Annotated in this window: 12 protein-coding genes and 1 tRNA gene; 4 read left to right on the forward strand and 9 right to left on the reverse strand. The window is 75.3% G+C overall.

Annotated features, from left to right (window positions below; genetic code table 11):
• Positions 1-57: 57 nt before the first annotated feature.
• On the forward strand, positions 58-831 hold the full coding sequence (locus FHX36_RS21545) for an endo alpha-1,4 polygalactosaminidase (RefSeq protein WP_220036012.1): 774 nt from the start codon (positions 58-60) through the stop codon (positions 829-831).
• Here the strand turns inward: FHX36_RS21545 and prmC are convergent.
• From prmC to argS, 9 genes are all read right to left on the reverse strand, one after another.
• Positions 801-1,673, reverse strand: a complete 873-nt coding sequence (gene prmC / locus FHX36_RS21550; protein ID WP_110553162.1) for a peptide chain release factor N(5)-glutamine methyltransferase — start codon at positions 1,671-1,673, stop codon at positions 801-803. The two genes, FHX36_RS21545 and prmC, sit on opposite strands and share 31 nt — an antisense overlap.
• The gene (gene prfA, locus FHX36_RS21555) at positions 1,670-2,746 is read right to left on the reverse strand and encodes a peptide chain release factor 1 (protein WP_110553163.1); all 1,077 of its coding nucleotides are present in this window, start codon (positions 2,744-2,746) and stop codon (positions 1,670-1,672) included. The genes prmC and prfA overlap by 4 nt, the downstream gene beginning before the upstream one ends.
• A gap of 99 nt (positions 2,747-2,845) precedes the next feature.
• Positions 2,846-3,076: a 50S ribosomal protein L31 gene (gene rpmE, locus FHX36_RS21560; protein ID WP_110553164.1), complete on the reverse strand. Its 231-nt coding sequence runs from the start codon at positions 3,074-3,076 to the stop codon at positions 2,846-2,848.
• A gap of 147 nt (positions 3,077-3,223) precedes the next feature.
• Positions 3,224-5,461 carry a transcription termination factor Rho gene (rho, locus tag FHX36_RS21565; RefSeq protein WP_183514353.1) on the reverse strand — a complete coding sequence of 746 codons (2,238 nt, stop codon included), beginning with the start codon at positions 5,459-5,461 and terminating at the stop codon, positions 3,224-3,226.
• 230 nt (positions 5,462-5,691) lie between these two features.
• The gene (thrB, locus tag FHX36_RS21570) at positions 5,692-6,675 is read right to left on the reverse strand and encodes a homoserine kinase (RefSeq protein WP_343056700.1); all 984 of its coding nucleotides are present in this window, start codon (positions 6,673-6,675) and stop codon (positions 5,692-5,694) included.
• A 2-nt stretch (positions 6,676-6,677) separates the two neighbouring features.
• Entirely contained in the window at positions 6,678-7,760 is a 1,083-nt protein-coding gene (gene thrC / locus FHX36_RS21575) for a threonine synthase (RefSeq protein ID WP_110552113.1), read from the reverse strand.
• Positions 7,757-9,055: a homoserine dehydrogenase gene (locus FHX36_RS21580; protein ID WP_110552114.1), complete on the reverse strand. Its 1,299-nt coding sequence runs from the start codon at positions 9,053-9,055 to the stop codon at positions 7,757-7,759. The genes thrC and FHX36_RS21580 overlap by 4 nt, the downstream gene beginning before the upstream one ends.
• Entirely contained in the window at positions 9,052-10,545 is a 1,494-nt protein-coding gene (gene lysA / locus FHX36_RS21585) for a diaminopimelate decarboxylase (protein ID WP_183514355.1), read from the reverse strand. The genes FHX36_RS21580 and lysA overlap by 4 nt, the downstream gene beginning before the upstream one ends.
• On the reverse strand, positions 10,542-12,203 hold the full coding sequence (gene argS, locus FHX36_RS21590; protein WP_110552116.1) for an arginine--tRNA ligase: 1,662 nt from the start codon (positions 12,201-12,203) through the stop codon (positions 10,542-10,544). Before argS ends, lysA begins: the two co-directional genes overlap by 4 nt.
• 206 nt (positions 12,204-12,409) lie before the next feature.
• Here argS and FHX36_RS24085 point away from each other — a divergent pair, with 206 nt between their 5' ends.
• From FHX36_RS24085 to FHX36_RS21605, 3 genes are all read left to right on the forward strand, one after another.
• Positions 12,410-13,264: a thioredoxin-like domain-containing protein gene (locus tag FHX36_RS24085; protein ID WP_110552117.1), complete on the forward strand. Its 855-nt coding sequence runs from the start codon at positions 12,410-12,412 to the stop codon at positions 13,262-13,264.
• Positions 13,261-13,980: a DUF305 domain-containing protein gene (locus FHX36_RS21600; protein WP_110552118.1), complete on the forward strand. Its 720-nt coding sequence runs from the start codon at positions 13,261-13,263 to the stop codon at positions 13,978-13,980. The genes FHX36_RS24085 and FHX36_RS21600 overlap by 4 nt, the downstream gene beginning before the upstream one ends.
• A 91-nt stretch (positions 13,981-14,071) precedes the next feature.
• Positions 14,072-14,143, forward strand: a tRNA-Arg gene (locus FHX36_RS21605).
• The last annotated feature ends 22 nt before the right edge of the window (positions 14,144-14,165 follow it).

A 14,165-nucleotide genomic window follows, 5' to 3' on the forward strand; every position in this document is an offset into this window, starting at 1 on the left:
GGTCCGGAGTCTCCCCCACCTAGGGTCGGCGCCGTGCGGGGGTGGGGTGCAACGGCGGTGGCGGTGCTCCTCGTCGTGCTGCCCGGCTGCGCCGCCGACCCCGCCGCGCCGGCTGGTCCGGGCCTCGGGCCGCTGCCCGCCGGTGCGGTGGTCGACTACCAGCTGGGCGGGGCGTACCCACCGGCCGACGGGGTCGCCGGGGTGGTCCGCGACCGCACGGACTCCCCCGCCGCGGACCTGTGGTCGGCCTGCTACGTCAACGCCTTCCAGACCCAGCCCGGTGCCCGGTGGCCCGAGGACCTGCTGCTGCACGACGCCTCCGGGGCGCGGGTGGAGGACCCGGACTGGCCGGGTGAGTTCCTGCTCGACGTCTCCACGGCGGAGCGGCGGGAGGCGGTGCTGGCCGTCGTCGGCCCCTGGTTCGACGGCTGCGCCGACGCCGGCTTCGACGCCGTCGAGCCGGACAACCTGGACAGCTGGACCCGGTCGGAGGGGCTGCTCACCGCCGACGACGCCGCCGCGACGGCGCGGCTGCTGGTGGCCCGGGCGCACGACGCGGGGCTCGACGTCGCGCAGAAGAACGCCCCGGAGCTGACCGGCGAGGACCTCGGCTTCGACTACGCGGTCGCGGAGGACTGCCAGCTGTTCGAGGAGTGCACCGCCTACACCGACGCCTACGGCGGCGCGGTGCTCGAGGTGGAGTACACCGACGAGGGGTTCGAGGAGGCGTGCCGGCTGCGCGGGAGCACGGTGAGCGTGGTGCGGCGGGACCTCGGGGTGGCCCGGCCCGACGACCCGGGCTACGTCGCGGCCTGGTGCCCCGAGCGCTGAGCCGTCGTGTAGCGCGGGCGGCCGGCCAGGTCGGGGTGGTCGGCGACGGCGGTCCAGCCGCCCGAGCCGCGCACCAGCACCGGCAGCGAGTCCCCCTGCTGGTCGGCGTGCTCGATGCCCAGCCACCCGCCGGGCCGCAGCAGCCGGGCGGCGGTGCCCAGCAGCCCCCGGACGACGTCCAGCCCGTCCGGGCCGCCCCACAGCGCCAGCGGCGGGTCGTGGTCGGCCACCTCGCGGGGCAGCCGGGCGCCGTCGGGCACGTAGGGCGGGTTGGAGACGACGACGTCGACGGTGCCGTCGAGCTCGCGCAGCAGCTGCGGGTCGGTCATGTCGCCGGCGAGCACCTCGACCGGGGTGTCGCCGGCCGCCGCGCGCGCCGCGGCGTTGTGCCGGGTCCACTCGATGGCGCCGGCGTCCCGCTCGACCGCGAGCACCCGGGCACCCGGGTGCTCGGCGGCGACCGACAGGGCGATGGCCCCCGAGCCGGCGCCCAGGTCGACCACGGTCGGGGCGGCCAGCCCGGCGATCCGCTCCAGCACCCAGCCGGCGATCTGCTCGGTCTCCGGCCGCGGCACGAAGACGCCCGGCCCCACGGCCAGCTCGACGTGCCGGAAGGGCGCGGTGCCGGTGAGGTGCTGCAGCGGCACCCGGGAGGCCCGCTGGTCGACCCAGGCGGCGAACCGGGCGGTCGGCTCCGGCGGGACGTCGTCGAGGGTGAGCAGCCGCCCCCGGGGCAGGCCGAGCACCGCGGCGAGCAGCAGCTCGGCGTCCACCCGCGGGGACTCGACGCCGGCGTCGGCGAGCCGCTGGGCGGCCTCGGCCAGCAGCGAGCGGGCGTTCAGGACCCGACCGCCAGCAGCTCGGCGGTGTGCGCCGCGGTGAGCGCGTCGAGCACCGGGTCCAGGTCGCCGTCCAGGACGGCGTCCAGGTTGTGCGCCTTGAAGCCGACCCGGTGGTCGGAGATCCGGTTCTCCGGGTAGTTGTAGGTGCGCACCCGCTCGCTGCGGTCGACCGTGCGCACCTGGCTGCGGCGCTGGTCGGAGGCGGTCGCGGCGGCCTCCTCGCGGGCGGCGGCCAGCAACCGGGAGCGGAGCACCCGCAGCGCGGACTCGCGGTTCTGCAGCTGGCTCTTCTCGTTCTGCGAGCTGACCACGATGCCGGTGGGCAGGTGGGTGATCCGGACGGCGGAGTCGGTGGTGTTCACGCTCTGCCCGCCGGGGCCGGAGGAGCGGAAGACGTCGATCCGCAGGTCGTTGGGGTCGACCTGCACGTCGACCTCCTCGGCCTCCGGCAGCACGAGCACGCCCGCCGCGGAGGTGTGGATCCGGCCCTGGGACTCCGTGGCCGGCACCCGCTGCACCCGGTGGACGCCGGCCTCGAACTTCAGCCGCGCGAAGATGCCCTCGTCGGTGCGGGACTTGATGGCCACCGCGACGTCCTTGTAGCCACCCAGCTCGGCCTCGACGGCGTCCAGCACCTCGGTCGACCAGCCGCGCCGCTCGGCGTAGCGCAGGTACATCCGCAGCAGGTCACCGGCGAACAGCGCGGACTCCGCCCCGCCCTCCCCCGCCTTGATCTCGAGGATGACGTCCTTCTCGTCGTCGGGGTCCTTGGGCAGCAGCAGCTCGGTCAGCCGGGCGGTGAGCCCGGTGACGGTGGTCTCCAGCTGCTCGGCCTCGCGGGCGAACGAGGCGTCCTCGCCGGCCAGCTCGCGGGCGGTGCCCAGGTCGTCGCGGGCGGCGTCCAGCGCTCGCGCCGTCTCGACGACCGGCGCCAGCGCGGCGTACCGGCGGCCCAGCCGGCGGGCCCGGGCGGCGTCGGCGTGCACCGCCGGGTCGGCGAGCTGGGCCTCCAGGTCGCGGTGTTCGGCGAGCAGGCCGGCGAGCCGGTCGCTGCCGGTCTCGGCGCTGCTCACGGGACCTCCTCGGGTGGTCTCACGGTCGGGGCGGGTGCGGACATGACGACGGCGCCCGCGCCGCCCCGGTGCAGGGCGGCGCGGGCGCCGTCGGGAGTGCTACTTGTCGGCGGGAGCGCCGGCGTTGCGCTTGCCGAAGCGCTTCTCGAACCGGGCGACGCGGCCGCCGGTGTCGAGGATGCGCTGCTTGCCCGTGTAGAACGGGTGGCAGGCGGAGCAGGTCTCGACGGTCATCGTGCCGCCGGCCGCCGTGCTCTTGGTGGTGAACGTGTTACCGCAACCGCAGGTCACCTGGGTGACGTGGTAGTCCGGGTGGATGTCGGCCTTCATGCCGCTGCACCCTCTCTCTCTGGTCTCGTGGTCCGGTGGTTCGCACGCCGCCGGTGGAGGCGGCAGAGGCTCGATGGGCCAGTGTACGGGCTCCCTGCCGGGGCCCGCCGCGAGCCTGCGAGCGGTGGGGGGCAGGGAGGTCCTCCGTCAGTCCTTCTCGCCGACGCCCAGCGTCGTCTTCTGGACCTGCATCAGGAACTCGATGTTGTTGCGGGTCTTCCGCATCCGGTCGAGCAGCAGCTCCAGCGCCTGCTGGGGCTCCAGCGCCGACAGCACCCGGCGGAGCTTGATGACGATGGCCAGCTCGTCGGGCGAGAGGAGGATCTCCTCCTTGCGGGTGCTGGAGGCGTTCACGTCGACGGCGGGGAAGACCCGCTTGTCGGCGAGGCGCCGGTCCAGCTTCAGCTCCGCGTTACCGGTGCCCTTGAACTCCTCGAAGATGACCGTGTCCATCGTGGAGCCGGTCTCGACCAGCGCCGAGGCGATGATCGTCAGCGAGCCGCCGTTCTCGATGTTGCGGGCCGCACCGAGGAAGCGCTTGGGCGGGTACAGCGCCGTGGAGTCGACACCACCGGAGAGGATGCGCCCGCTGGCGGGGGCCGCCAGGTTGTAGGCGCGGCCCAGCCGGGTGATCGAATCCAGCAGGACGACGACGTCGTGGCCCATCTCGACCAGGCGCTTGGCCCGCTCGATGGACAGCTCGGCGACCGTCGTGTGGTCGGCCGGCGGCCGGTCGAAGGTCGAGGCGATGACCTCGCCCTTCACCGAGCGCTGCATGTCGGTGACCTCCTCGGGCCGCTCGTCGACGAGCACGACCATGAGGTGGACCTCGGGGTTGTTCGTCGAGATCGCGTTGGCGATCGACTGCAGCACCATCGTCTTGCCGGCCTTCGGCGGGCTGACGATGAGCGCGCGCTGGCCCTTCCCGATGGGCATGACCAGGTCCATGATCCGTGTCGTCATCAGGTGCGACTCGGTCTCCAGCCGCAGGCGGTCCTGCGGGTAGAGCGGGGTCAGCTTGGTGAACTCCGGGCGGTTGCGCGCCTGCTCGGGGTCCAGCCCGTTGACCGAGTCCAGCCGCACCAGCGCGTTGTACTTGTCCTTGCGCTCGCCCTCGCGGGGCTGGCGGACCGCACCGGTGATGGCGTCGCCGCGGCGCAGGCCGTAGCGGCGCACCTGCGACAGCGAGACGTAGACGTCGTTCGGGCCGGTCAGGTAGCCGGAGGTGCGGACGAACGCGTAGCTGTCCAGCACGTCCAGGATGCCGGCGACCGGCAGCAGGACGTCGTCCTCGCTGACCGTGGGCTCGGCCTGGTCGAAGCGCTCGCGGCCCCCGCCGGCGTTGCCGCCACGGCGGTTGCGGTCGCGGTAGCGCCGGCCACGGCGGCCGCGGCCGCCGCCCTCGAAGTCGTCGTCGTCCTCGTCGCCGCGGGGCTCGTTGCGCTCCGCGCCGCGGGGCTCGTTCCGGGCGTCGCCGCGGGGCTCGTTCCGGGGCTCGTTGCGGGGCTCGTTGCGGTTGCCGCCCTCGGGACGGTTGCCGTCGCGGGCGCCCTCGGTGCGGTTGCGGCCGGAGCGGCCGGTGTCGCCGTCGGCCCGGTTGCGGCCGCCGCGCTCCTCGCCGTCGCGAGCCGTGCCCCCGTCGCGGGTCTCGGTGCGCTCGGCGTTGCGGGTCTCGGCCCGCTCGGCGTTGCGGCCGCCACCCTCACGCTCGGCGGTGCGGCCGCCGCTGTCGCGGGTCTCGACGCGCTCGGTGGTGCGGGCGCCGCCGTCGCGGTCGCGGTCGTCGCGGGGCGTGCGCTCACCGCGGTCACGGTTGCGGCTGCGCTGCGGGCGCTCGCCCTCGGTGCGCACCTCGGCGGGCGCGGCCTGGGTGGCGGTGGCCTCGGCCGAGGTGGCCGGGGTCTCGGCGCCCGCGGCGTCGGCGGTCGGCGCGCCGGCCGGACGGCTCGCGCCGCGGCGACGACGACCGGCCGGGGCGGCCGCGTCGGTGGGGGTCTCGACGGGGGTGTCGGCGGTGCTGGTGGCCGGCGGGGTGACCGGCGTGCCGTTGGCGCCACCGGAGACCGGGGCCTCCAGCGGGGCGGCGGTCGCGGCGGCGTCGGAGCGCGGCGCCGGGACGGTCGTGGTGGTCTCGGCGGGCGTGCCCGCGTCACCGGTGGCGCCCACCTGGCGCTCGGAGATGGCGGCGACGAGGTCGCTCTTGCGCATCTTCCCGGTGCCGGGGATGCCGAGTTCGCCGGCCAGGCGCTGCAGCTCGGGCAGCAGCATCCCGGACAGCCCGCTGCCACGGCGGCGGGAACGGGCGGCCGTCCCGGCGCCGGCAGCTGCCTCGTCGGACGGGGCGGCGTCGCGCGCGCCGTCGAGGAGGTCGGTGCTTTCGCTCACGTACAGGTCCTTCCCTGCGGTGACCTGCGCCTACCAGCGCAGGAGGTGACCCGCTCCCGGACGGCGAGAGCCCTGACGTGGACCCGGCGCGTCGATCGGGAGGTGCGGTCTGTGGATGCGGGGCGGGTCGGCGGCGACGGATCGCGGCCGAGACCCCGCGTGGAGCAACGCCCGGAGGCGGCTACGTCGTCAGCCTAGGCACGGGCTGACGTCGTCCACAACACGATGCATCACGGTCGTGTTCCAGACGAGCCGAACGATACCGCATCGTGATCAGCGGCCAGCGGGGTGACGACCGCGCCGGTGTGGTCGACCCGCAGCGGCAGGCACTCCCAGCCCTCGGGGGTGAGGCCGCGGAGCTCCCGGACCTGGGCGGCCGAGGCCGGGTCGCCGACGTGCTCGTCGTGCCCGAGCACGGCCAGGGTCAGCACGCACGGACCCGCGCCGGAGACGACGGCGGCGTGCCCGTCGGCGCGCAGCGCGGCGAGCAGCGCCGCGCTCTCCGGCATCGCCGGGGCGCGCTGCGCCTGGTGCAGCCGGTCCTCGGTGCCCTCCAGCAGCAGCGCGGGGTCGCGGGTGAGCGCGTGCACCAGCAGCGCCGCACGACCGGCGGCGTGCGCGGCGTCGGCGTGCGGCACGGTGGCCGGCAGCAGCCCGCGCGCGACGTGGGTGGCCAGCGTCCCGCGCGGCACGAAGAGCACCGGTGCCACCCGGGGGTCGACCGCCAGCCGGGCGGCGCGGGCCCCGGCGTCGGTGGTCCAGGACAGCGTGGCCCCGCCGAGCAGGCAGGGCGCGACGTTGTCCGGGTGGCCCTCGATCTCCGAGCACAGCCGCAGCACCGCCGCGTCGTCGACGCCGGCGACGTCCGGGCACAGCGCCCAGGCGGCGAGCACCCCGGCGGTCACCGCGGCGGCCGACGAGCCCATCCCCCGCCCCTGCGGGATCCCGTTGCGCGCGTCGAGCCGCAGCCCGGCCGGGGTCCAGCCCAGCTCGGCGCAGGCCGCCCGGAACGCCTGCACGACCAGGTGCGACTCGTCGGTGGGCAGCTCGCCGGCGCCGGCGCCGCTGACCGAGACCGCCAGGCCGCCGTCGGTGACCGCGACGTCCAGGTCGTCCCAGCAGGACAGCGCGAGCCCCGCGGAGTCGAAGGCCGGACCGAGGTTCGCGCTGGTGGCCGGCACCCGGATGCGGACGGCGGGACCCGCGTTCGGCACCCTCAGAGCCCCAGCTGCGCCGCGGCGGCCGCCGAGTCGACCGGGATGGTGACCGGCGCCGGTGCGCCGGAGATGGCCCACTCCGGGTCCTTGAGGCCGTTGCCGGTGACGGTGCAGACGACCCGCTGGCCGCGCTCCAGGCCACCGGCCTCGGCGACCTGCAGCAGCCCGGCCACCGACGCCGCGGACGCCGGCTCGACGAAGACCGCCTCGGTGCGGGCCAGCAGCCGGTAGGCGGCCAGGATCGCCCGGTCGGTGACGGCGTCGATCCGGCCACCGGACTCGTCGCGGGCGGCCAGCGCCTTGGTCCAGGACGCCGGGTTGCCGATCCGGATGGCGGTGGCGATGGTCTCCGGCCGCTCGACGACCGCGCCGCGGACGATCGGGGCGGCACCGGCGGCCTGGAAGCCCCACATCCGCGGGGTCCTGGTGGCCGGGCCGTCGGCGGCGTACTCGCGGTAGCCCTGCCAGTAGGCGGTGATGTTGCCGGCGTTGCCGACCGGCAGGCAGTGGACGTCGGGGGCGTCGCCGAGCACGTCGACGATCTCGAACGACGCGGTCTTCTGGCCCTCGATGCGGTACTGGTTGACGCTGTTGACCAGGCTCACCGGGTAGTCGATCGCGAGCTTGCTGGCCAGCGCCAGGCAGTCGTCGAAGTTGCCCTGCACCTGCAGCAGCGTGGCGCCGTGCACCAGCGCCTGGGCGAGCTTGCCGGTGGCGATCTTGCCCTGCGGCACCAGGACCGCGCAGGTGAGGCCGGCCCGGGCCGCGTAGGCGGCGGCGCTGGCACTGGTGTTGCCCGTCGACGCGCAGATGACCGCCTTGGCACCCTCCTCCAGGGCCTTGGTGATCGCCATCGTCATGCCGCGGTCCTTGAACGACCCGGTCGGGTTGGCGCCCTCGACCTTGAGCCAGACGTCGCAGCCGGTGCGGCGGGACAGCTCGGGCGCCGGCACCAGCGGGGTGGCGCCCTCCTGCAGCGTCACCACCGGCGTCGACGGGCTGACCGGCAGCCGGTGCCGGTAGGCCTCGATCAGCCCCGGCCAGTACGGCGAGACGGCGCCACGCAGGGTCGTGCCGGTCATGAGAGCCCCTCGACTCGTAGGACGCTGGTGACGCCGCGGACAGCGGACATCTCCCGCAGCCGGGACACGGTGGCGGCCAGCGCCGAGTCCGGTGCCCGGTGGGTGACGATCACCAGCGTGGCGGCGTCGCCGTGCCCGTCCTGGCGGACGGTGGCGATGCTGACGCCGTGCGCGGCGAACTCCTGCGCGACGGTGGCCAGCACGCCCGGCACGTCGGCGACGTCGAGGCTCACGTGGTAGCGGGTGGGCGTGTCGGCCATCGGGCGGACGGTGAGCCCGGCGTAGCCGGTCGTCCCCGGCCCGGCCGCACCGGCCAGCCGGTTGCGGGCCACCGCGACCAGGTCGCCGAGGACGGCGCTGGCGGTCGGCTCCCCGCCGGCGCCGCGGCCGTAGAACATCAGCTCGCCGGCGGCCTCGGCCTCGACGAAGACGGCGTTGAAGGCCCCGCCCACGGCGGCCAGCGGGTGGGTCGTCGGGATCATCGCCGGGTGCACCCGGACGGCGACCCCGTCGTCGGCGCCGTCGGCCCCGGTGACCCGCTCGCAGATGGCCAGCAGCTTGACGGTGCAGCCGATCTCGGCGGCGCGGGCCACGTCGGTCGCGGAGACCGCGGAGATCCCCTCGCGGTGGACGTCGGCGGCGGTGACCGGCGAGTGGAAGGCCAGCGAGGCGAGGATGGCGGCCTTCGCGGCGGCGTCGAACCCGTCGACGTCGGCGGTGGGGTCGGCCTCGGCGTACCCGAGCTCGGTCGCCTCGGCCAGCGCCTCGCCGAAGCCGGCGCCGGTCTCGGCCATCCGGGACAGGATGTAGTTCGTCGTCCCGTTCACGATGCCGACGACCCGGCGCAGCTGGTCACCGGCGAGCGACTCGCGCAGCGGCCGCAGCAGCGGGATCGCCCCGGCCACCGCCGCCTCGTAGTACAGGTCGACCCCCGCCTCGCTCGCCGCGGCGTGCAGCGCGACGCCGTCGTCGGCCAGCAGCGCCTTGTTGGCGCTGACCACCGACTTGCCGGCGCCGATCGCGGCCAGCAGCAGGCTGCGGGCCGGCTCGATGCCGCCGATCACCTCGACCACCAGGTCGACGTCGGGGCGGGTCACCAGCGCGTGCGCGTCGGTGGTGAGCAGGTCGGCGGGCACCTCGGGGTGCCGGTCGGGCCGGCGGACGGCGACACCGGCCACCTCGATCCGGCGGCCGACCCGGGCGGCCAGGTCGTCGGACTGCTCGGACAGCAGCCGCAGCACCGCCCCGCCGACCGTGCCGCAGCCGAGCAGGGCGACCTTCAGCGCATCACTCATGACCGGGCTCCTGCGGCGTGCTCGGGTGCCGGCTGGTCGATCGCCGGGCTGGGGGCGGGCACGTCGGCGAGGACGGCGTCGAGGGCGAACACGTCGGACAGTGTCTGCCTCCGGACGATCTCGGTGGCCACGCCGTCCCGCACGGCGACCACCGGCGGCTTGAGCAGGTAGTTGTAGTTGCTCGCCATCGACCAGCAGTAGGCGCCGGTGGCGGCCACCGCCAGCAGGTCGCCGGGCTGCACGTCCGAGGGCAGCCACAGGTCGCGGACCAGCACGTCGCCGCTCTCGCAGTGCTTGCCGACCACCCGGCACAGCGCGGGCGGGGCGTCGGAGCTGCGGTTGGCCAGCACGCAGGTGTAGCTGGCGTCGTACAGGGCGGTGCGGATGTTGTCGCTCATCCCGCCGTCGACCGACACGTAGTTGCGCACCAGCGGCGCGCCCGGGGAGCCGCCGGCGCCGAGCCGGACCGGCTTGATGGTGCCGATCTCGTACAGGGTGACCGTGCCCGGGCCGGCGATGGCGCGGCCGGGCTCGACCGCCAGCCGGGGCACCGGCAGCCCGAGCGCGGCGCACTCCGCGGCGACCACCGACCGCAGCCGGACGGCGACGTCCGCGGCACCGACCGGGTCGTCCTCGGCGAGGTAGGCGATGCCGAAGCCACCGCCCAGGTTCAGCTCGCCGAGCAGCTCGCCGGTGGCCTGGTGGACCTGGCCGAGCAGTCCGACGACCCGGTGCGCGGCGGCCTCGAACCCGGCGGTGTCGAAGATCTGCGACCCGATGTGGCTGTGCAGCCCGGCCAGGTGCAGCGCCGGCTCGCGGATGACCCGGACGGCGGCGGTCAGCGCGTCGCCGGTGGCCAGCGAGAAGCCGAACTTCTGGTCCTCGTGGGCGGTGGCGATGAACTCGTGGGTGTGCGCCTCGATGCCGACGGTCGACCGGATGAGCACCGGCACCGGCGCTCCCCCGGAGGCCACCCGCGCCTCGGCCAGCGGCACCAGCCGCTCGATCTCGTCGAAGGAGTCCAGCACCACGTGGCCGATGCCGGCGTCGACGGCCAGCTGGAGCTCGACGAGGGACTTGTTGTTGCCGTGCAGCGCGATCCGCCCGGCCGGGAACCCGGCGGCCAGCGCCACCGCGAGCTCGTTGCCCGAGCAGGCGTCCAGGTGCAGCCCGTCCTCGGCGATCCAGCGGGCCACCTGGCCGCAGAGGAACGCCTTGGACGCGTAGTGCACGTCGGCGTCGGTGAAGGCGTCGGCGAAGTCCGCGGCCCGGCTGCGGAAGTCGGCCTCGTCCAGCACGAACAGCGGGGTGCCGTGCTCGCGGGCCAGCTCGGTCACCGGCCGGCCGGCCAGGTGCAGCTCGCCGTCGACCCGCCGCGCCGAGCGCGGCCAGACCTGCGGGTCGAGCGCGCCGAGGTCGGCGGGGGCCGGCCCGGCCGCCGGCGGCGGGGAGATGCCGGCGTGCAGCGGGCCCGCCGGGTGCGCCCTCACATCCGCTCCGGCGCGGACACGCCGAGCACGGCCAGGCCGTTGCGCAGCACCGTGGCGGTCGCGGCGCAGAGCCAGAGCCGGGGCGTCGTCACCGGGGTGACCTCCTCGTCGCCGCGCGGCAGCACCCGGCAGGAGTCGTAGAACCGGTGGTAGGTGCCGGCCAGCTCCTCCAGGTAGCGGGCCACCCGGTGCGGCGCGCGCAGCTCGGCCGCCGCGGCGACCACCCGCGGGAACTCACCGATCGCCCGCAGCAGGTCGCCCTCCCGCGGGTGCTCGAGCAGCGCGGTGTCGACGTCGGCGGCCTCGCCCAGCTGCAGCCCGAGGTCGGCGGCGCCGCGGAGCAGCGAGGAGATCCGGGCGTGCGCGTACTGGACGTAGAAGACCGGGTTGTCGTTGGTCTGCCGGCTCCACAGGTCGGCGTCGATGTCGATCTGCTGGTCGACCGACGCCCGGGCCAGCGCGTACCGGGCGGCGTCCTGCCCGACGGCGTCCACCAGGTCGGTGAGCAGCACGAAGTTGCCCTTGCGCTTGCTCATCCGGACCGGCTCACCGTTGCGCACCAGGTTGACCAGCTGGCCGATCAGGATCTCCAGGTTCGCCGCCGGGTCGTCCCCGAACGCCGCGACCAGGGCCTTGTAGCGACCCACGTAGCCGGAGTGGTCGGCGCCGAGCATGATCACGGCCCGGTCGAAGCCGCGCTGCCGCTTGTCCAGGTAGTAGGCGCAGTCGGCGGCGAAGTAGGTCGGCTCCCCGTCGGCCTTGACCAGCACCCGGTCCTTGTCGTCGCCGAACGTCGTCGTCCGGAGCCACACCGCACCGTCGGTCTCGAAGACGTGCCCCTGCTCGCGCAGCCGGGCCACCGCCTTCTCCAGCGCACCGGACGCGTGCAGCGTCCGCTCGGAGAAGAAGGTGTCGAAGTGGACGCCGAAGCCGTCGAGCGTGCTGCGGATGTCGGCGACCATCGCCGCGACACCCTCCTCGGCGAAGACCGGCACCTGCTGGTCCTCCGGCAGTTCGAGCAGACCGGGGTGCGCCTCGACGACCCGGGCGGCGACCGGCTCGACGTAGTCGCCCTGGTAGCCGTCCTCGGGCACCTCGCGGCCCAGCGCCACCGCCTGGAGGCTGCGACCGAACCGCTCGATCTGCGAGCCGGCGTCGTTGACGTAGTACTCCCGGCTGACCTCGGCACCGCTGGCCTCGAGCAGCCGGGCCAGCGCGTCGCCCACGGCGGCCCACCGGGTCGACCCCAGGGTGACCGGCCCCGTCGGGTTGGCCGAGACGAACTCCAGGTTCAGCCGCTGCCCGGCGAGGGTGTCGGTGCGGCCGTAGGCATCCCCGGCGACGACCGCCCGGACGGCGAGCTGGCCCAGCGCGTCCTTGGCCAGGGTGATGTTCAGGAAGCCCGGGCCGGCGACGTCGACCCGGGAGACGCCGTCGACGCCGCGCAGCTCGCCGGCCAGCGCCTCGGCGACCTCGCGGGGCGGCCGGCCGGCACCCTTGGCCAGCCGCAGGGCCACGTTGGTGGCGTAGTCGCCGTGCTCGGGGTTCTTCGGGCGCTCGATGACGACCTCGTCGGGGACGGCGCCGGCGAGCACGCCGCGCTCCACGGCGGCCGCGACCGCGGACCGGACGACGTCACTGAGCTGCTCGGGTGTCACCGCACGAGCGTACTGAGCGGTGCAGCTGTGATCTCCGCCTCGTCTGCACGCCCCGGCCGTCCCGCCTGCCCCACCCGGGCCGGGGGGCCGGGTCAAGGCCCTGGTCCGCACAGGAGCCCGACCTACACTCGCTGCCGCCGGCCAGGTGGACCGGCCCGGTCCCGGGACGTCGAGTCCCCGGCCCGGCAGCGCAGCGAGGAGCGGTAGTGGCCAAGGACCCCAAGCCCGAGAACGGCCGCGCGTCAGGCGGCACGTCCCGTGGGGGTACCGGCTCCAGCCGGGCGTCCGGGCAGCGCCCCTCGGGGCAGCGCGGTGGCGCCCAGGCCGGCAAGGGCCGCACCCGCCCGCCGGTGAACGTGGTCACCCAGCAGCGGCCCTGGGGGCTCATCGCCGCCGCGGTCGCGGTCGTCGTCTTCGCCGCCGCCGTCATCACCTACGCCGTGGTCCAGGTCAACGAGGCGAACGCGGACAAGGTCACCTCGGCCGACCAGATCGCCGGGCTGCAGAGCTACGAGTACGAGGGCGGCCTGCACGTCACCACGTCCGTCGACTACACCGAGAGCCCGCCGGTGGGCGGCGAGCACGACAACGAGTGGGCCGACTGCACCGGCACCGTCTACGACGTCGACATCCGGCACGAGAACGCGGTGCACAGCCTCGAGCACGGCGCCGTCTGGATCACCTACGACCCCGACGCGGTCAGCGACGACGACCTGGGCACCCTCGAGGACCTGGTCGACGGCCGCTCGGGCCTGATGCTCTCCCCCTACGCCGGGCAGTCCGCGCCGATCAGCCTGCAGTCGTGGGGCCACCAGGTCACCGTCGACTCCGCGTCGGACGTGCGGGTGCAGCAGTTCGCCGACTTCATGGCCTTCAACGCCGACTTCACCCCCGAGCTCGGGGCGACCTGCGAGAACCCGGCGTTCATCACCGACCCGCTGGTCGTCGGCGACGTCACCCGGGCCGGCACCGGCGCCGCCACCGCGACCGACGCCCCGGTGGCCTCCGACGCCCCCGCCAGCTCCGCCCCGGCCGGCGAGAGCGGCACCACCACCCCGTGACCACCGCCGCCCCGACGACCGGCTCCCCGACCGAGGCCGCCCCGGCCCCGGCCGGGCGGCCGCGGCGCTGGGTCACCGGCCTGCTGGTCACCGTCATCGCGCTCGGCCTGCTGGCCGCCGGCGGCGGGCTGGCCGTCGCGCTGGGGCTCGGGCGCACCGAGACCCCCGCAGCGGACTCGGTCGACGCGGGCTTCGCCCGGGACATGTCCCGGCATCACCTGCAGGCGGTCGAGATGGCCAACCTCGCGCTGACCCAGAGCTCGGACGACGAGGTGCGCCGGCTCGCCTTCGACATCTCCGCCACCCAGACCAACCAGGTCGGGCGGATGCAGGGCTGGCTGACGCTCTGGGGCCTGCCGCTGACCAGCGGCGAGGTCATGGCCTGGATGGCCGACGACGCGATGGCCGGGCACGACATGTCGCACATGGCCGACGCCCCGGCGGCCGGTGGCGCCGTGATGCCCGGGATGGCCACCGAGGCCGAGCTGACCGACCTGCGGTCGCTGACCGGCACGCCGTTCGACGTGCTGTTCCTGCAGCTGATGATCCGGCACCACCAGGGCGGCCTGGAGATGGCGCAGTACGGCGAGGAGCACGCCGCCGAGGCGGCCGTGCGCGGTCTGGCCGGCGCCATCGTGGCGTCGCAGAGCGCGGAGACCACGTTCATGGAGTCGCTGCTGCAGGCCCGGGGCGGGACCCCGCTGCCGGCACCCTGAGGCCCCCTCCGACGGCCCGGCGTCGGTGCGGTAACGTGCTCTCCCGGCGCCAGGAAGTCCGGCGCCGCGACACGCACCACCGCGATGACGAGCCCCCGTAGCTCAGGGGATAGAGCACTGCCCTCCGGAGGCAGGGGCGCAGGTTCGAATCCTGCCGGGGGCACACCAGCCCAGGCTCACACCGC

Source organism: Modestobacter versicolor (assembly GCF_014195485.1).
Classification (GTDB): Bacteria; Actinomycetota; Actinomycetes; order Mycobacteriales; family Geodermatophilaceae; genus Modestobacter; species Modestobacter versicolor.